Annotated in this window: 22 protein-coding genes; 7 read left to right on the top strand and 15 right to left on the bottom strand. The window is 61.9% G+C overall.

Annotation, left to right across the window (positions count from 1 at the left end; translation table 11 throughout):
- The first annotated feature begins 192 nt into the window (after positions 1-192).
- A complete protein-coding gene (gene dusA / locus NP503_RS23560) occupies positions 193-1,191 on the top strand; it encodes a tRNA dihydrouridine(20/20a) synthase DusA (RefSeq protein WP_127270818.1) in 999 nt (332 codons plus the stop codon).
- 10 nt (positions 1,192-1,201) lie between these two features.
- Here the strand turns inward: dusA and NP503_RS23555 are convergent, their stop codons facing one another.
- Positions 1,202-1,906 carry a TIGR02281 family clan AA aspartic protease gene (locus tag NP503_RS23555; protein WP_127270820.1) on the bottom strand — a complete coding sequence of 235 codons (705 nt, stop codon included), beginning with the start codon at positions 1,904-1,906 and terminating at the stop codon, positions 1,202-1,204.
- A gap of 7 nt (positions 1,907-1,913) precedes the next feature.
- Positions 1,914-2,147, bottom strand: coding sequence for a DUF1289 domain-containing protein (locus tag NP503_RS23550; protein WP_164748880.1), 234 nt, complete (start codon positions 2,145-2,147; stop codon positions 1,914-1,916).
- Positions 2,148-2,344: 197 nt separating this feature from the next.
- On the opposite strand from NP503_RS23550, the gene NP503_RS23545 reads away from it, so the two are divergent.
- Positions 2,345-3,343, top strand: a complete 999-nt coding sequence (locus NP503_RS23545; protein ID WP_127270824.1) for a nicotinate-nucleotide--dimethylbenzimidazole phosphoribosyltransferase — start codon at positions 2,345-2,347, stop codon at positions 3,341-3,343.
- 12 nt (positions 3,344-3,355) lie between these two features.
- Here NP503_RS23545 and NP503_RS23540 read toward each other — a convergent pair whose 3' ends face one another.
- Positions 3,356-4,876 (bottom strand): HAMP domain-containing sensor histidine kinase, encoded by a 1,521-nt coding sequence (locus NP503_RS23540; RefSeq protein WP_127270826.1) that lies wholly within the window; start codon positions 4,874-4,876, stop codon positions 3,356-3,358.
- 75 nt (positions 4,877-4,951) lie between these two features.
- On the opposite strand from NP503_RS23540, the gene NP503_RS23535 reads away from it, so the two are divergent.
- The 4 genes from NP503_RS23535 to NP503_RS23520 all read left to right on the top strand — a co-directional run bounded on the left by NP503_RS23535 (position 4,952) and on the right by NP503_RS23520 (position 7,447).
- Positions 4,952-5,572: a thermonuclease family protein gene (locus tag NP503_RS23535; RefSeq protein ID WP_127270829.1), complete on the top strand. Its 621-nt coding sequence runs from the start codon at positions 4,952-4,954 to the stop codon at positions 5,570-5,572.
- Positions 5,573-5,615: 43 nt separating this feature from the next.
- Entirely contained in the window at positions 5,616-6,227 is a 612-nt protein-coding gene (locus tag NP503_RS23530) for a glutathione S-transferase (RefSeq protein WP_127270831.1), read from the top strand.
- Positions 6,167-6,847, top strand: a complete 681-nt coding sequence (locus tag NP503_RS23525; protein WP_127270833.1) for a uracil-DNA glycosylase family protein — start codon at positions 6,167-6,169, stop codon at positions 6,845-6,847. The genes NP503_RS23530 and NP503_RS23525 overlap by 61 nt, the downstream gene beginning before the upstream one ends.
- A gap of 108 nt (positions 6,848-6,955) precedes the next feature.
- Positions 6,956-7,447 carry an Lrp/AsnC family transcriptional regulator gene (locus tag NP503_RS23520; RefSeq protein WP_006205209.1) on the top strand — a complete coding sequence of 164 codons (492 nt, stop codon included), beginning with the start codon at positions 6,956-6,958 and terminating at the stop codon, positions 7,445-7,447.
- Between the two features lie 20 nt (positions 7,448-7,467).
- Here NP503_RS23520 and NP503_RS23515 read toward each other — a convergent pair whose 3' ends face one another.
- From NP503_RS23515 to moaA, 12 genes are all read right to left on the bottom strand, one after another.
- The gene (locus NP503_RS23515; protein WP_127270836.1) at positions 7,468-8,037 is read right to left on the bottom strand and encodes a DUF3299 domain-containing protein; all 570 of its coding nucleotides are present in this window, start codon (positions 8,035-8,037) and stop codon (positions 7,468-7,470) included.
- A 132-nt stretch (positions 8,038-8,169) separates the two neighbouring features.
- Positions 8,170-8,874 (bottom strand): DNA alkylation repair protein, encoded by a 705-nt coding sequence (locus NP503_RS23510; protein ID WP_127270838.1) that lies wholly within the window; start codon positions 8,872-8,874, stop codon positions 8,170-8,172.
- An 8-nt stretch (positions 8,875-8,882) separates the two neighbouring features.
- Positions 8,883-9,752 carry an NAD(P)-dependent oxidoreductase gene (locus NP503_RS23505; protein ID WP_127270841.1) on the bottom strand — a complete coding sequence of 290 codons (870 nt, stop codon included), beginning with the start codon at positions 9,750-9,752 and terminating at the stop codon, positions 8,883-8,885.
- A 108-nt stretch (positions 9,753-9,860) separates the two neighbouring features.
- Positions 9,861-10,682, bottom strand: coding sequence for an ABC transporter permease (locus NP503_RS23500; RefSeq protein WP_127270843.1), 822 nt, complete (start codon positions 10,680-10,682; stop codon positions 9,861-9,863).
- A complete protein-coding gene (locus NP503_RS23495; protein ID WP_127270845.1) occupies positions 10,679-11,398 on the bottom strand; it encodes an ABC transporter permease in 720 nt (239 codons plus the stop codon). The genes NP503_RS23500 and NP503_RS23495 overlap by 4 nt, the downstream gene beginning before the upstream one ends.
- 77 nt (positions 11,399-11,475) lie before the next feature.
- Positions 11,476-12,261, bottom strand: a complete 786-nt coding sequence (locus NP503_RS23490; protein ID WP_027036615.1) for an ABC transporter substrate-binding protein — start codon at positions 12,259-12,261, stop codon at positions 11,476-11,478.
- A 157-nt stretch (positions 12,262-12,418) separates the two neighbouring features.
- Positions 12,419-12,928, bottom strand: a complete 510-nt coding sequence (mobB, locus tag NP503_RS23485) for a molybdopterin-guanine dinucleotide biosynthesis protein B (protein WP_127269775.1) — start codon at positions 12,926-12,928, stop codon at positions 12,419-12,421.
- A complete protein-coding gene (mobA, locus tag NP503_RS23480) occupies positions 12,925-13,551 on the bottom strand; it encodes a molybdenum cofactor guanylyltransferase MobA (RefSeq protein ID WP_127269774.1) in 627 nt (208 codons plus the stop codon). The genes mobB and mobA overlap by 4 nt, the downstream gene beginning before the upstream one ends.
- A 55-nt stretch (positions 13,552-13,606) precedes the next feature.
- Positions 13,607-14,527 (bottom strand): DMT family transporter, encoded by a 921-nt coding sequence (locus NP503_RS23475; protein WP_127269772.1) that lies wholly within the window; start codon positions 14,525-14,527, stop codon positions 13,607-13,609.
- A 225-nt stretch (positions 14,528-14,752) separates the two neighbouring features.
- Entirely contained in the window at positions 14,753-15,112 is a 360-nt protein-coding gene (locus NP503_RS23470) for a hypothetical protein (protein WP_127269771.1), read from the bottom strand.
- Between the two features lie 120 nt (positions 15,113-15,232).
- Positions 15,233-15,667, bottom strand: a complete 435-nt coding sequence (locus NP503_RS23465) for a hypothetical protein (RefSeq protein WP_236383069.1) — start codon at positions 15,665-15,667, stop codon at positions 15,233-15,235.
- Positions 15,668-15,755: 88 nt separating this feature from the next.
- Positions 15,756-16,751: a GTP 3',8-cyclase MoaA gene (gene moaA, locus NP503_RS23460; protein WP_127270849.1), complete on the bottom strand. Its 996-nt coding sequence runs from the start codon at positions 16,749-16,751 to the stop codon at positions 15,756-15,758.
- A 199-nt stretch (positions 16,752-16,950) separates the two neighbouring features.
- On the opposite strand from moaA, the gene NP503_RS23455 reads away from it, so the two are divergent.
- Positions 16,951-17,304: a gamma-butyrobetaine hydroxylase-like domain-containing protein gene (locus NP503_RS23455; RefSeq protein WP_013531698.1), complete on the top strand. Its 354-nt coding sequence runs from the start codon at positions 16,951-16,953 to the stop codon at positions 17,302-17,304.
- Positions 17,305-17,331: the final 27 nt, after the last annotated feature.

Raw genomic sequence — 17,331 nt, 5'->3', positions numbered from 1 at the left:
GTTTCGCTGACGTAGCGACCTTTGCGACGGACTTGGACACGCCAGGACCCGGACGAGAGCTTTGTGTAGGTGGCCATTTTTTCGTGTGCGCTCCGTGTGCACTGAGAGATCGAAACGTGGCGAAAAAGGGTCGTATTCTGGCGTAAATTGTGTGCACTTGGCACGTTCTAACGATTTGATGTTAAACAAAAAATGCTGCAAAATCAATATCATAGGCTATCTGTGGCCCCGATGATGGACTGGACGGACCGGCATTGCCGGTTCTTCCACCGCCAGCTGACAAGCCATGCGCTGCTTTATACCGAGATGGTGGTGGCCGACGCGGTCATCCATGGCGCGCGCGAGCGGCTGCTCGGCTTCGATGCGGTGGAACATCCGGTCGCGCTGCAGCTCGGCGGCTCGGATCGTGAAAAGCTCGCCGAGGCTGCCCGCATTGGCGAGGCCTTTGGCTATGACGAGATCAACCTCAATGTCGGCTGTCCGTCAGACCGCGTCCAGTCGGGCACGTTCGGTGCCTGCCTGATGAAAGTGCCGGACCTCGTCGCCGGCTGCGTCGCGGCGATGAAAGCGGCGGTGAAGATCCCCGTGACCGTTAAATGCCGCATCGGCGTCGACGAGCAGGATCCGGAGCCGGCCCTGGATGCGCTGACGGATGGGGTTTTCGATGCCGGCGCCGACGCATTGTGGGTGCATGCACGCAAGGCGTGGCTGGAAGGGCTGAGCCCCAAGGAAAACCGTGACATCCCGCCGCTCGACTACAACAGGGTCTATCGGCTGAAGGTCAGAAAACATAACGAATTCATTGGCATCAATGGTGGAATTCAGTCGATTGAAGAGGCGCAGAAGCATCTCGGTCATGTCGATGGCGCGATGCTTGGCCGCGCCGCCTACCACACGCCCGGCATTCTGGCCGGCGTCGATGCCGCTTTCTACGGCGTCCAGTCCGAGCCGTTCGATTTCGCCGCGCTGATCGATGCGATGGCGGACTATGCGGCACGCCATATCGAGCAGGGTGGGCGGCTTGGCCATGTCACCCGCCATATGGTCGGACTGTTCCATGGCCTGCCCGGTGCGCGCCGCTACCGGCAGATCCTGTCCACGGACGCGACAAAACCCGGGGCCGGCCCGGACGTGCTGAAGACGGCTTACGCGGCCGTCGAGTTCGGTGGCGCAGCAGCCGAAGCGGCTTGAGCTTCGGGGATCAATCCCTGAGGATCATGCGGTCGCCGCGCACGTCAAAACCCGACAATGAACCGATGAAGTTCATGCCGAGCAGGCTCTGGCTGAGCATTCCGGGTGCGGCGATCATCACCGACATATCCCTGCGCATGATGCCGCCGATCGCAATCTGATCGGTTTTCACGGCCGCGGCGCGCGCCATGCCGTTGGCGGTCGAAACCGGTATGGTGTAGTTGAGCGCCGCTGGATTGAATCCGGCGGCCTGCGCATCCTGCGACGTCAGCACGGTGCTGGTCGCGCCGGTATCCACCACGGCCCGGACCGGGTTGCCATTGATCAGGATGCGCGCTTCGAAATGGCCGTTGTCCGCCTTGTCGAGCGTCACCGTGGCGTGGCCGTCCTCGACGCCAAGCGCAAGCGGGCTGCCGGGAACAAGGCCCGCGGTCACCCGGCTGGCGACATCCTGCAACTCATAGCGATACTGGTAGCCGGCGATCAGCGCGAGTGCGATCGCCGCCCAGGCGCCGAGATTGCGGGCCATGGCGCCCAGGGGGCGGCCCGAGCGAAGCAGGCCGGCGCCGATAAGGGCGCCAAAGGCACCGAGCCAGATCAGCCGGCTGAAATCGTTGTTCTCGACGCCGAGCGTGCTGCCGGCGGAATCATTGAGCATGAGCAGGACTGCTCCCACCCCGATCGCGGCCATCAAAATCCAGAACAACCGGCTCATCCGCACCTCACGATAGCGCGCCGCGTTCGCGCGCCATACGGGTGCGGCGAGTTTCCCGGCGCGGCCGGCGTTCGACCGTCTCCAGCCGGGCCGGCAATTGCGCCATGACGCTGCGGCGCGTTTCCGTCGTCATCCCGATCCAGGCGCCGATTTCCTCGCGCGTGCGACCGCAACCGAAACAGAAGCCGGTTTTCATGTCGATCGAACAGACCAGGATGCACGGGGATTCGATGGCCGTCATGACTTTCTCTTGGGCTTCCATCCGGAATCCCTTGTTCCACCTCCACATGGTGCAATGGCAAAGCCAATGCAAGCCCTCGCGATTGCGCCCTTCGGGGCCGGCTTTGCGGCAAATGCAGGCCCATCATCCCGGAGGTTGTGCCAACCCCGCAAGGCGGCTATGCCGCTCACCAACTCCAGGGAATGATCGATAACAAGATGACCAGCGCACTGCCTTTCGACGATTTTCGCAACCTGTTGGCCAACCTGCCGGCGGCCGACACGGCAGCCGAGACCCGCGTGCGCACGCTGTTTGCCAAGGCCGACAAACCAGGCAATTCGCTTGGCCGCATCGAGGACATCGCCGCTTGGCTCGCCGGCTGCAGCGGGCGGGCTCCGCCCGCGGTGACAAGACCGCTGATGGCGGTCTTTGCCGGCAATCACGGCGTCACGCGCCACGCCATATCGCCACGGCCGGTGGCGGCGACCGCCAACGCGGTCGAACTTTGCGCCGCGGGAGGTGCCGCGGTCAACCAGATCTGCATTGCCTACGATCTCGGGCTGAAGGTTTTCGATCTTGCCCTGCATATCCCGACCGCCGACATCACCGAAGAGGCCGCGCTGGACGAGCGTGGCTGTGCCGCCACCATGGCCTTCGGCATGGAAGCGATCGCCGGCGGCACCGACCTTTTGTGTCTCGGCGATCTCGGCGTCGGCAACTCGACCGTCGCCGCCGCCCTGTTCGCGGCACTGTTCGGGGGCGGGGGCGCCGATTGGGTCGGCCCGGGGTCGGGCGCCGATGCGGCGATGCAGGCACGCAAAGCCGACGTGGTCGATGCGGCGCTGGCTTTTCATGGCGGCCATCTCGGCGACCCGCTCGAGGCGCTGCGCCGGGTCGGTGGCCGTGAATTCGCGGCGATCGCCGGCGCCATCCTTGCCGCGCGGATGCAGAAGATCCCGGTGCTGCTCGACGGATTGGCGGCGACGGCAGCCGCAGCGGTACTGCATGGCGTCAATCCCACAGCGCTCGAGCATTGCCTTCTGGCCAGCCTGTCGCCGGAACCCGCGCATGCACGCGCCGCCCAACGGCTAGGGCTGCGCCCGTTGCTTGATTTGGATATCAGCCATGGCGAAGGGGCAGGGGCCGCCCTTGCTGCGGGGCTGGTCAAGGCCGCCGCGCTGACCAGTTCGGGCATGGCAGCTGCGGTACGTGGCTAGAGTCTTGCCGGATTACCGTCGTCGAGCCGCCACCGCCGCGGTCGGCAGTGCCGGCAGTTCCTCCATCACCCGGCTGAGCGGGAAGATCGCGATCGCCTCGGTCCCTTCGCGCAGCTTGGAATGAAGTTCGAACTCGCCGCCATGCATGGCGAGCAGCCCTTGCACGATCGGCAGGCCAAGCCCGGTGCCTTGCTCGGCGCTCTTGATGGCAATGGAGCCTTGGCCGAAGGCGGAAAGCACGATCGGGATCTCGTCTTCCGGTATGCCCGGTCCGTTGTCCTTGATTGAAATGTATTGTCCGCCGCCCGCCGTCCAACCAACGCGGACACGGATTTCACCGCCGGTAGCGGTGAATTTTATCGCATTCGACAGAAGGTTGAGCGTGATCTGTCGCACCGCACGCTCATCAGCGAAAAGGCGCGGTAGCTCGTGCTCGAAATCCTGGACGACCCGGATATCCTTGTTGCGCGCCCTCAACTCCATCATGTGACAGCAGTCCTCGACGATACCAAGCAGCATCACCGGTTCTTCATTGAGCTGGTAGCGGCCGGCCTCGATGCGCGAAAGGTCGAGGATCTCGTTGATCAGGTCGAGCAGATGCTGGCCAGATTCGTGCACGTCATGGGCATAGTCGCGATAGGTGGGATTGCTCATCGGCCCCAGCACCTCGTTCGACATCACCTCGGAAAAACCGAGAATGGCGTTGAGCGGCGTGCGCAATTCGTGGCTCATCGAAGCGAGGAACCGCGATTTCGCCAGATTGGCGTCTTCGGCCCGCCGCCGCGCCTCGTCCGACATCGATTTCGCCGTCTCCAGTTCAGCGATCAGCGCATCCTTTTCGGAGCGGAACGACAACATCATCAGGGACGAGTGGTTGAGATGACGGGCCACATAGGCGAAGAACGGCAGAGAAACGACCAGCAGCGCGGCCATGATCGCCTCGACCGGCATCCATAGCTTGGCGCCGGCATAAGCGTAGAGCGCCACGGGAACGGCAAAGGTCGCCAACAGCGCCCCACGCAGAGACGAGGTCATCACCGCGGTCGCCGCCATGGCGAACAACAGCACCACGGCCTTGACGATGTGGAACGGATCGACCTCGCAGACGCTGCAGCCAAGCCACACGAACCATGCCCAGCCGAGACCGCACAGGAAATGGCCGATCAGGAATTCCCGTCCTGCTTGCGAAGGGTTGAGCTCGGAAGCTTCCGTGCGCTCGATGCGCCGCGCCATGAAGGCAACGATAGTGTAGCAGGTCAGGGTGAACAGCGCCCAGAGCCCGATCTCGTTGCCGATTCCGGCCAGCCGGCCGGCCGCCGCGATCGCCAGGACAAGAAGCGGGATGGCGATGGCGCCGCTGGTCATCGCGCGGGCATGGAGCTTCAGCAGTTCACGATCGAAATCGGGATTGCCGGCCTGCTGCGAAAGACGGTCACGCGTCTTGCGCACCGCGCGCGCCACATCGCTGTTGCGATGAGGTTTCCTGCGGTCCACAATGAACTTGTCCGCTGTGTTCGAGCGTTGCAAGGGCATCAAAACTTCAATTTATGCGAGCAGCGGTTTCCAAGTGTTAAGCTACGTTCGAATGATTAACCAACCGTTTGCCATATGAGCCGCTCATGGTCGCCAAGACCGCGCCGGAGATACGTTGCGCGCCCCAGAAGCCTGTGGCGCCGGCTGGTGGATTACGGGCTTGCCGTCATCATCCTCGGACTGCTGATCCTGCTGGCGGCCCGCCTCGACCGGGTGGAGACACGCAAGACGCAAGGCGTGGCAATCATCAACGACGGCGATTCGATCACGCTTGGCACCGAGCGTATCCGCATGCGCGGCATCGATGCTCCGGAATATACGCAGACCTGCCGCAAGAACGGTACTGACTATTCCTGCGGCACGCTTGCGCGCCAGTCGCTCGTTCGCCTGATCGCCGGCAAGCCCGTCTCTTGTACCGGCTGGCAACGTGATCGTTATGGCCGGTTGCTCGGCGACTGCACCGCCGGCGGCAAGGATCTCAACCGCGCGCAGGTCGAGGCGGGCTGGGCGGTTGCGTATGGCGACTTCGAGAGCGAGGAGGCCGTCGCCCGGGCGGGAAAGGCCGGCATCTGGGCGGGAACGTTCGACCAGCCGCAGAATTGGCGAGACAGCCGTCACGGCGAAGTCGTCGAGAAGAAGCACGGCACATTGGCCTCGATCGGCGATGCCGTCCGCGAGATTTTTCGCTTCTGGTGATGCGCGTCCTGAAAGCCGAACCGAGAACGAACAGGAGGATGGAATGAAACTCTTCGACGGTGGCCGAGCGCCCAACCCAAGGCGGGTCCGCGTTTTCCTGGCCGAGAAAGGCATCGAAGTTCCACAGGTGCCCATCGACATGGGGGCGCTGGAACACAGGCAACAGGCGGTCAGCTCGCGCAATCCCTTGCAGCGCCTGCCGGTGCTGGAACTCGACGACGGCACCGTCATCACGGAATCCGTCGCCATCTGCCGTTATTTCGAGGAACTGCATCCCGAACCGGCCCTGTTCGGGCGTGGCGCACTCGGCAAGGCGCAGGTCGAGATGTGGCAGAGGCGGATGGAATTCAATTTGCTCAGCTGCGTCACGCAGGCCTTCCGGCACACCCATCCGGCCATGAAGGAATGGGAAATCCCGCAGGTCTCCGAATGGGGCGAGGCCAACAAGCCGAAGGCCGTGGCGTTCCTCAGGCTGCTGGATGGAGAACTGGGCAGCCGGGAGTTCATCGCCGGTGACAGCTATTCGATCGCCGACATCACCGGCCTGATCGCTGTGGACTTCATGAAGCCGGCACGCATCAAGGTGCCGTATGATTGCGCGAATGTGTTGCGCTGGCATCAGGCCGTCTCCAGCCGGCCGAGCGCATCAGCCTGAGAATGACTGCCGAACTCGAAAACCTCGTCGCCAAGGTCCGCGCCTGTCGCATCTGCGTGGAAAATCCGGCCGGTAAGCCGTTGCCGCATGAGCCACGACCTGTGCTGCGCCCATCGTCCAGCGCCCGTATCCTGATCGCCAGCCAGGCGCCGGGGACCAAGGTGCATCTGTCGGGCATGCCGTTCACCGACGCCTCCGGCGATCGCTTGCGCAGTTGGCTTGGCGTGACGAGCGACGAATTCTACGACATCGAAAAATTCGCCATCGTGCCGATGGGTTTCTGCTTTCCCGGCCAGGATGCCAAGGGGGGAGACCTGCCGCCGAGGCGCGAATGCGCGGCGGCCTGGCGCGCGCCCTTGATGGCCTCGATGCCACGGATCGATCTGGTGCTGACAATCGGCATCTATGCGCAGTCCTGGCATATGGGTGCGGCGCGCCGGCCCTCCCTGACGGAAACGGTCATGGATTGGCGCTCCATCTGGGAGAATTCCGTCGGTCCGAAAGTGTTGCCGCTGCCGCATCCCTCGTGGCGCAACACCGGCTGGCTGAAGAAGAATCCATGGTTTGAAATGGATTTGCTGCCTTTTCTGCGTTCGGAAATCCGCTATCGCCTCGGCTGACCTTTCAGCAAGAAATCACTCGCTTTTTGCCCGATCAGCAGAATTCCTTTCTTGTGAAAGGCCTGGATAAGGCAGAGTATAGGCATTCTATTCCTTTGGGAGCACGATATGGATCGCCTCGATAGAAAAATCCTCCGCCTTTTGCAGGAGGACGCGACACTCGCGGTCGCCGACGTCGCCAAGAAAGTCGGGCTGTCGACAACACCTTGCTGGCGGCGCATCCAGAAGCTCGAGGAGGAGGGCGTCATCAAGCGGCGCGTTGCCATTCTCGACCATGAAAAGGTCAATGTGCGCGTCACCGTCTTCGTGTCGATCCGCACCAATTCGCACAGCCATGAATGGCTGCGGCGTTTCTCGGAAGTCATCCAGGAGTTTCCCGAGGTGGTCGAGTTCTACCGCATGAGCGGCGACGTCGACTATCTCCTGCGTGTCGTGGTGCCCGACATCGCCGCCTACGACGCCTTCTACAAGCGTCTGATCGCCAAGATCGAAATCCGTGACGTGTCGTCTTCCTTCGCCATGGAGCAGATCAAGTACACGACCGAAATCCCGCTCGACTACATGGTGCTGGACAAGGAATCGGGTGCCAACGCCGCCTGAGCTGCAGCAGGTTGTCCTGCTTAGTTCTTCTTTTTGTTGAGGAAACTCCAGGGAGAATTGACCGGCAGGGTGACGGTGTCCGGCACGCTGCCGACAGCGACCACATCTGCCTTGCGGACGCTGTAGCCAGACTGGATGACGCTGACGCCGTCGAGGATGAACAGCTGGCTCTTCTCCATGTCCGGCTTCAGCGCGCCGGTGACCGCGACAGGCTGATACGCCTCGGACATCTTGTAGGGACGAGCCGGCGTGACCAAGACAATCTGGTTGGGCGGGGGCGTCGGCATGTGGCTGCACGCACCCGTCCAGGGCACCAGCAGGAACTGATAGACAAGATCGCCATCGCGATCGACCGGCAATGCATAGCCGGCTAGCTGAATGCTTTTGTCCTGCAGGTTGAGGGACAGCGTCTCGCCGTGGTCGGGCAATTTTGCCGCGATCATCGGCAGCCCGACGTTTTCGGCGGCGGATTGCGTAGCCGGACGCAGATCCTTCCAGAATATGTGCGCGGTCTCGGCCGAGGCATCTGTGGCCGCGGACACAAACAATGCCGCTGCGAGCATTATGGTTGATTTCAGAGGATTGCTCATTGGCCCGCGTCCCTTTGAAGCTCAAGTAAAGACGCCGCTGTCAGCGACGTCAACGCTCCCGCCATCACATGTCGGCAGCCGCATCACATGTCGGCGAGATCCAGACATGCCGGAAAGCGGGTTTCCGCGCCGTCAGCCTTTCCTTGCGGCGATCCGCGCCAGCGTCTTGGCATTGGACAGCTCCCTTACCGCGTCCTTGCCGATCCAGCGCGCCGTCCTGTCGGTCGACTGCGCCAGCCGTTCGGCGACAGCCAGGGCAGCGCCGTGCATGTCCATCGATCGTTTGCCGATCGACCGAAGCGCCCAGTTCACGGCCTTCTTCACGAAATTGCGGCTGTCGTTCGCATGCGTTTCGATGATCGGCAGGAAGGAGAGGAAGGTCGCCCCTGGCTCCTTCTTCCGGTGGACGACGGACCAGGCCATCATGGCGAAGGCCGTGCGCCGAACGAACTCCCGCTCATCGGCCGCAAACTCGGCGATCAGTTCTTTCCAGGCGTCCGTATCGACAAAGAGATCCGAGACGCCGTCGACGATGTCCCAGGAGTCGAAACTAGCCGCCCATCGTCTTGCATCTTCAGCAGAAAACCGTTTCGAGTCAGCCGTGACGGAGGCGATGAACTGCGCCTCCATGATGCCGGTGTCCCATAGCTCGAAGGCGCGCTCGTGGTTGCGTTTGATCTTCCTGGCGATCTGCCGCTGCATGCCGTGCGTGATACCAAGTGCACGGTCGATCTTGATGCCGTAGCGCAACATGCCGAGGCGGTTCTCCTCCGATCCGATAGCGCGCAGATGGGCGACGATTTCTGCAGCACTGGATTGAGGCGAGAGCTCTGGCACCGCGGAACCTATTTTTCGAGACGGGCGAGCAGCGAGGACGTGTCCCAGCGCTTGCCGCCCATCGCCTGCACATCCTTGTAGAACTGGTCGACGAGTGCGGTGACCGGCAGTCTGGCGCCATTGCGGTCGGCCTCGGCCAGGCAGATGCCGAGATCCTTGCGCATCCAGTCGACGGCGAAGCCGAAATCATATTTGCCGGCGTTCATCGTCTTGTGGCGGTTCTCCATCTGCCAGGAGCCGGCGGCACCCTTGGAAATCACCTCTATCACCTTCTCGATGTCGAGCCCGGCCTTCTTGCCGAAATGGATGCCTTCGGCCAGGCCCTGGACGAGGCCGGCTATGGTGATCTGGTTGATCATCTTGGTGAGCTGGCCGGCACCGGCCGACCCCATCAAGCCGACCATGCGGGCAAAAGCGTCGATGACAGGCTTCGCTCTGTCGAAAGCGTCCTGCTCGCCGCCGACCATGACGGTCAGCACGCCGTTCTCGGCGCCGGCCTGGCCGCCCGAGACAGGCGCGTCGAGAAACGAAAAACCACCGACTTGCGCCGCCGCCGCCAACTCGCGAGCGACCTCGGCCGAGGCCGTGGTGTTGTCGATGAAGACCGAACCCTTCTTCATCGATTTGAAGGCGCCTTCCGGACCGGTCGTCACCGAACGCAAATCGTCGTCATTGCCGACACAGGAGAAGACAAAATCCTTGCCTTCGGCGGCCTGTGCTGGCGTCGCCGCAAGGCTACCGCCATGCTGGCCAACCCATTGCTCGGCCTTGGCCTTGGTGCGGTTGTAGACGGTGACGTCATGGCCGCCCTTGTTCTTCAAGTGCCCGGCCATCGGATAGCCCATCACGCCAAGACCGAGAAATGCAACAGATGCCATGAGCTTGCCCTTCAGAAACGGAATTTGCTGCGAGACGTCTAGGCTCTGCGCGCAATTCGTCAAGATGCGCAGGGCAGGATCGACTGGTGCAGCTGAATTTGAAAATAGTCAGCGTTTCAGGTGAACGGTGATCCGGCGCTCGATCCATTCGACGCCATGACGCAATATCTCGACCATCACCAGATAGACGAGCGCGACCCAGATATAGGCCTGGATGTCGAACGAGTTGGCGAAGGCGAGCTTGGCATTGCCCATCAGATCATAGACCGTGATGATGGCGACGATGGCGGAAGCCTTGACCATCAGGATCAGTTCGTTGCCATAGGGCCGCAAGGCGACGATCAAGGCTTGCGGCAGGATGATCTTGCGCAAGGTTTGCAGTTTGTGCAGGCCAAGCGATGCCGCCCCTTCCCATTGCCCTCTTGGCACGCTCTCGATGGCGCCGCGCAGGATTTCGGCCTGGTAGGCGGCGGTGTTGAGCGCAAACGCAAAGACGCCGCAATTGAACGCGTCCTTGAAAAAGTCCCAGAGGCCGATCGACTGGAGCTCGACCCTGAACGAGCCCAATCCGTAATAGACGAGATAGGTCTGGACCAGCAGCGGCGTGCCGCGGAAAAAATAGACGTAGCAATAGGCGAGGCCGGACAGGATCCGGTTCTTGGACATGCGCCCATAAGCGACGGGCACCGACAGAATCGCGCCGAGCACCATCGATATGGAAACCAGCGCGAGCGTAACCCCAAGCCCGCTCAAATAGGCGGGCGCATATTTGGCGAAGAACTCAGGGTTCCAGGCAAGAACCAGATAGCTGACGATGCCAATGCCGAACAAAATCCACAGGCAGACCAGCGCGTAACCGGCGATACGCCTGCGCGGCCAGCCGCGAGCCCGTGGCGGCGGACGTTCGACCATTGCGGCCGTGGCGCTCAACGCTGCGCCTCCTGCCGGCCAAGCGAGCGCAGAATAGCGCTGGTGGCGAAGGACGACAGGACGGCCAGGCCAAGAAAGACCAGCGAGGCGACACCGAAGAACAGGAAAGCATGCTTGGTGACGCGGGCGGCAATGCTAGCGTTACGCAGCGTCTCGGCCAGGCCGACGACCGACACCAGCGATGTGTCCTTGAGCAGGCTGAGCCAGCAGTTCTCCAGGCCGGGGAACGCGATGCGCAGCAGCTGCGGCACGATCACCTTGCGCATGGTCAGCCAGTTCGAAAGACCAATGGCATAGCCGCCTTCATACTGGCCTTTGGGAATGGCGCGGAAGGCGGAAAGAAAAACCTCGCTGGCATAGGACGAGAAGATCAGCGCAAGCACGATCATGCCGGCGACGAAGCTGTTGACGTCGATGGTGGTGTCCGGCCGGAAATACCTGACGAGATGCTGCAGCAGGATCGGCATGCCGAAGAAGAACAGGAAAAGCGTCACCAACTCCGGCAGGCCGCGAAAGACCGTGGTGTAGATGTTGGCGGCAAGGCGCAGCGAGGGTTCTTCGGACTGCTTGGCGAGGGCAATGAAAAAGCCGATCGTCAATCCGATGGGCAGCGTGGCAAGCGCAAGCGCAATGGTGATCAGTGCGCCATAGGCAATATCGTCAAGCCAGCCTTCGGGTCCCCAACTGAGAAGTGTCCATATGCTCTGGGCTGGCATTGGCCGGTCTTATCTCCACGGCATTCCTGAGACGAATAGAAAGACGGCGGGGAAATTCCCCGCCGTCTTGACCTTTATCAGGACTCGGCGCCATAGACGTCGAACTTGAAGTACTTGTCGTTGATTTCCTTGTATTTTCCATTGGCGCGAATGGCGTCGATGGCCGAGTTGAGCTTGTTGACCAGGTCGGTTTCGCCCTTGCGCACGGCAATGCCGGCGCCAGGCCCGAAGATCTCGACCGGCTGCGGCGACGGCTGGCCGAGGATCTTGCAGCAGGCGCCATCAGGCGAATCCAGAAACTGCTGCAGCACGACGATATCGTCCTCGATGGCGTCGAGACGGCCATTGGCAAGATCTGCCTGCTCCTCGGGGCTGCTCGGATAGCCCTTCACGGTGCTGTCAGTGTAGGTCTTCGAGGCATAGTTGAAATGCGTCGTGGTGGTGGCGACGCCGATGGTCTTGCCGGCGAGATCTTCCTTGGTCACGCCTTTCAGCGTACTGTCCTTCGGCACGGCGAGCGCCGACGGCGTGTTGTAGTATTTGTGCGAAAAATCGACCTTTTCCATCCGCTCCGGCGTGATCGACATCGAGGCGACGATGGCGTCGAACTTGCCGGCCTGAAGGGCGGGAATGATGCCGTCCCAATCCTGCGCGACGAAGGTGCACTTTACCTTCATCTCATCACAAAGCGCCTTGGCGATGTCGATGTCGAAGCCTACGAGTTGGCCATCGGCGGTAAGGTTGTTGAAGGGCGGGTAGGCGCCTTCGGTGCCGATCCTTAGGGTCTTTTCCTGGGCCTGGGCGACGCCGAGCGTCAGCAGCGCGGCCGATGCGGCAAGCGCGATACGCAGTGAAATACGCATGATGGTCCTCTCTTTATGGTCCCGGCCGTCGTTCCGAACGGCTCTGTGGGGCGGTGCTTTTGACCGCCCGCTGGCGCGATACTCCCACTCTTTCCAAGAAAAAAGCAACTGCAAAACCGTAAAAATGGGCAAGGCTATTCTGCCGTTGCGTCAGCGCTCAAGCAACGAGCCCGGTGGTGCGCTCGATGAAGTCGGCTATCGATTTTGCATCGTCGAGATCGAATACCGGCAGCTGCTCGCCTTCAATCGCAAAATCGGCTGCGACAGCGACGATGTTGGGATCCTCCGCCGAAAGCGGCGTGCGGTCCTTCGCATCCAGCCGGCGGGTTTCGATCTTGTCGTGGGCTTCGCGCTTGTAGCCCTCGACCAGCACCAGGTCGCAAGGGGCAAGCCGCGACAGGACAGTCTCCAATGTCGGCTCATCCTCGCCGCGCAACTCGTGCATCAGTGCCCAGCGAACGCCGGAGACGATCGCGACTTCGGTGGCGCCGGCCTGCCGGTGGCGAAAACTGTCGGCACCCGGTTTGTCGATGTCGAAATCATGATGGGCGTGTTTCACCGTCGACACCTTCCAGCCGCGCCGGACAAGTTCGGTGACCAGCCTTTCGGTCAAAGTCGTCTTGCCGGAATTCTTCCAGCCGGTGATGCCGAAGACGCGTCTGTTCATGGCTTGATGCTCTGCAACAGACGCTCGGCAGACACAAGATCGTCCGGTTCGTTGATGTTGAAGAAAGGGTCGATCCCCGCCGATTGCAGAACCGGGAATTCCACCTCGACAAAACCGTGCCGGTCGATGAAAGCCGAAACCCGCCTGATATCCTCGTCGACCAGAAAGTGCCGCAAGGCATCGCGGCAGCCGAGCGGCCAGAGCGCGAAGGTCGGGTGCCGCTTGCCGGCCGAGCAGGCTACGGCAATCGAACTGGGACTTCGATCGGCGGCCGCTGCCAGGCGCTCGACAAGGTTCAACGGCAGGAAAGGCGTGTCGCCGGCAGCACTGACGATCGCTTTGCAAGACGTATTGGCCGCGGCCCATTCGAGGCCGGTCAGGATTCCGGCGAGCGGCCCGGCAAAGCCGGGCACGCTGTCGGCAAGCACCGGCAGTCCAAAGCGCAGGAATCGCGCAGAGGCGCCATTGGCGCTGAGCGCCAGCGATTCTATTTGCGGGGTGAAGCGCGACACGACCTGGTCAAGCAGGCAGCCATCGCCAAGCGGCAACAGGCTCTTGTCGCCGCCGCCCATCCGTCTCGACTGGCCACCGGCCAGGATGATCCCCGCAATGTCTCGCTTCATGCCACGAAGCCTGTACGCCAGCCGTCGGAAATCACAAGAACCTTCAATGATCTGGCTAGATTCCGTCAGGCACCATGGTCGGCCCCGTGCTTTCGGCGACGATCTTTCGCCGGCCGACCACACGCTCGCGATAGAGCGCATAAAGGCCGGAGCCGATGATGATGGTGGCGCCGACGATCATCGGCGGATCGGGGATATCGGCAAAGATGAACAGGCCAAGCAGGATCGACCAGATCAGGGCCGTATAGCGGAACGGCGCGATGAAGGAGATGTCGCCCGCCCGCATCGCCATGATGATGAACTGGTAGCCGATCACCACCAGCACCGCGGCCAAGGCCAGCAGGGCTGTGCTGTCCCTCGTCATCGGCGTCCAGCCGCCCATTGCCGGCAACAGCGCCGCACCGACGATGGTCATGGCAAGCGCGGTTGCCGTCGACACCAGCAATGTCGGAATGGCCTTGGGAATTCGCTTGGTGGCGAGATCGCGCACCGCACAACAGGCGACACTGGCCAGCGCTGCCAGCGAGTACATGCTGAACCCTTCGAAGCCAGGCCGCACGATAATCAGCACGCCGGCAAATCCGATGGCGATGGCCAGCCAGCGCCGCCAGCCGACAGCCTCGCCAAAGACGAGTGCGGCCCCCATCGTCACCGCCAGTGGCAGCGCCTGCAGCACCGCCGAAACATTGGCGATCGGCAAATGGGCGAGGGCGACGAGAAAACTCACCGTGGCACCGGCCTCGCTGATCACGCGCAGGGCCACCAGAGGCTGCAGCATCGAACCCGGGCGGGCGAGCGCGCCGCGCTGCCAGGCGAGCAAGCCGACGAAAAGCGAAGCGAAAGCCCCACGGATCAACATGACCTGCGCCATGTTCATCGATTGTGACGAGTATTTGGTGATGGCATCGTTGAGGCAGAAGCCGGCCATCGCCACCATCATGAACAACGCGCCGCGAATATTTGGTGACAGGGGCAAGACGGCTACCGGTTCTGCTAATGCATGTCGCCCAAAAGTGACCTCGGTTTTGGGGAAACGACACGCATAAGAAACAAAGACCTAAAGCGCGTCGCCTGAATCCGTTCAAACGCGACGCGCTTTAGGCAGCAAGCCTGTAACAGCCGGGCGTGAAACAGCAACAGCAAAGGGCTGGGCCACAGCCTTGTTTGTGGCTCAGAAGATCACCTGCAATGGCGGCAGAACTTACTTCTTCGGCGTCAGCACCTCGGTGCCATTGCCTTCCTTGCCGGCGATGGTCCACAGACCATGCAGCGAGCCGTCGTCCGTCATCTTGTAGACGACGAGGCCGATATCCTTGCCCATGACATAGCCGGCCGAGAAGGCATCATCGTTGCGCATGCAGATGCCGTCGGAAGATGAGCCGCCGGTTTCCCAATGGATCGCGCACGTCGTCCCGCTGGTCAGCGTGATGGTTGCCTCGCCGCCATAGGCAGAGCCGTCGAAGTTGGTGCCGGCGACCGTATAAGTGCCGCCGATCGACTGGGCCGCAGCGGGCACGGCCGCGAGACCAAGCAAGGCTAGAGAAAGAACGAGTTTGCGCATGGAGTATTCCCCCTGTGAGCGAAGATCCGCTTCCAGGGAAAGGGTAGGTTGGAACAGACTGGCCGTAAATCCGGCTGTGGTTCGCGAACAAGACTTTTTCTGGGGTGTGGTCCGAAACTTTCACGACCCCTTGAGACTGCCGGCAATGGCGCCGACCAGCGGGTCGTATTTCGACTTCAGGGCCGGAGGGTAGTCGACCCAGACCGTGCGGATGATACCGTCTCTCCCAAACAGACGTCGCTCGTAAAACATCTTTCCATCCTTAACGCCCGACAGCACCGCCCAATCGCTGCCGGCCTTGCCATAGGTCACCTTGTAGCCGGCTTCATCGCTGGCCTTCTCGGCCGCCACAAAGCCCTTCGGCGTATCGTTGTCTATGTTGAGGATGCCGGAGCAGATCAGGCTGGCGCCATCGGCGCTCAGCCATTGCTGTCCGTCGCCATTATCGGGCTCCGGCTGGCGATCGGTGAAGATCTCGTCGGGAAAGGTGCAGACGGTGCCGAAGCGCTCGTTCACATAAGTGAACGGCGCGGCGACCGCACTGCTTGCTGCCATTGTCGCAATCGCCAGGAATGAAGAGTGCAGCCGCATGCTCGCCTCGAGTCATGATCCGAAGCAATCTTGCATGAATTTCACGAAAAGATCAGCCGCCGGTGACGCTCATATGGCGTGACACCGATGGGCGGCTGGTGCGGCGGTCGATGATGAAGTCGTGGCCCTTGGGCTTGCGGCCGATGGCTTCGTCTATTGCATCGGCGACCAGCTCGTTGCCTTCGGAGGCGCGCAAGGGCGCGCGCAGGTCGGCGGCATCTTCCTGGCCCAGGCACATATAGAGGGTGCCGGTGCAGGTCAGCCGGACGCGGTTGCAGCTTTCGCAGAAATTATGCGTCATCGGCGTGATGAAGCCGAGCCGTCCGCCAGTCTCGGCGACCTGGACATAGCGGGCCGGGCCGCCGGTCTTGAAGGGAATGTCGGTCAGCGTGAACTGGCGTTCCAGCGACGCGCGCAGCAGCGACAGCGGCAGATACTGGTCGGTGCGGTCGGCATCGATCTCGCCCATCGGCATGGTTTCGATGACCGTCAAGTCCATGCCGCGGCCATGCGCCCAGCGCATCATCTCGGGCAGCTCGGCGTCGTTGAAATCCTTCAATGCCACCGCGTTGAGCTTGACCTTCAGCCCCGCGGCCTGCGCGGCATCGATGCCTTGCATGACCTTGTCGAGATGGCCCCAGCGGGTGATCTTGTGGAACTTGTCGGCATCGAGCGTATCGAGCGACACGTTGATGCGCTTGACGCCGCAATCGGCGAGTTCGGCGGCAAAGCGCGACAGCTGCGAGCCGTTGGTGGTCAGCGTCAGCTCTTCCAGCGCGCCGCTGGCGAGATGCCGCGAGAGCTGGCGCACCAGATGCATGATGTTCTTGCGCACCAGCGGCTCACCGCCGGTCAGGCGCAATCGCCTGACGCCCTTTTCGATGAAAACCGTGCACAGCCGGTCGAGCTCTTCCAGCGACAGCAGGTCCTTCTTCGGCAGGAAGGCCATGTCCTCGGCCATGCAATAGGTGCAGCGGAAATCGCAGCGGTCGGTGACCGACACGCGGAGATAGCTGATCGTGCGGCCGAAAGGATCAATCATGTCCATGCTTCAAGCGCTTCCTGTGGCCGTGAACGGCTTCGTTATATACCGCTATGTGATACGATCCGGCCTGCCATTCAAGATAGCGCCTCTCGATCTTTGGTAACATCTCTGCGCCGACATCGCATGTCGGTCGGTCTCATCAGGCCTTTTCCCGTTTGGCGAAGCGGCGTAGGGAAGGGCGGATGAGACGGGATCGAACAGCATGACCGCACCGAAAGAGCTCAGGGTCTCCAAGGACCGCAAACTTCTGTCCGTCACCTTTCCCGACCACCATCCATTCGAATTACCGGCGGAACTGCTGCGCGTCGCCTCGCCATCGGCCGAGGTGCAGGGCCATTCGCCGGATCAGCGGGTGACGGTCCCCGGCAAGCGCAATGTGGCAATCCTCAAGATAGAGCCGGTCGGCAACTACGCCGTGCGCATCACCTTCGACGATTTCCACGACACCGGCATCTTCACCTGGAATTACCTGCATACGCTCGGCCACGAGAAGGATGCGCGCTGGGAAGCCTATCTCGCGGAGCTTGCGGAAAAGGGCCTGAGCCGGGACCGCTAAAATTGATTCCCCTCGCTGTCGTCAAAA

This window comes from Mesorhizobium sp. SEMIA396 (assembly GCF_024518615.1).
Classification (GTDB): domain Bacteria; phylum Pseudomonadota; class Alphaproteobacteria; order Rhizobiales; family Rhizobiaceae; genus Mesorhizobium.
Note: the sequence above shows the minus strand (reverse complement) of the source record. Positions and strands in the feature narration are given on the sequence as shown.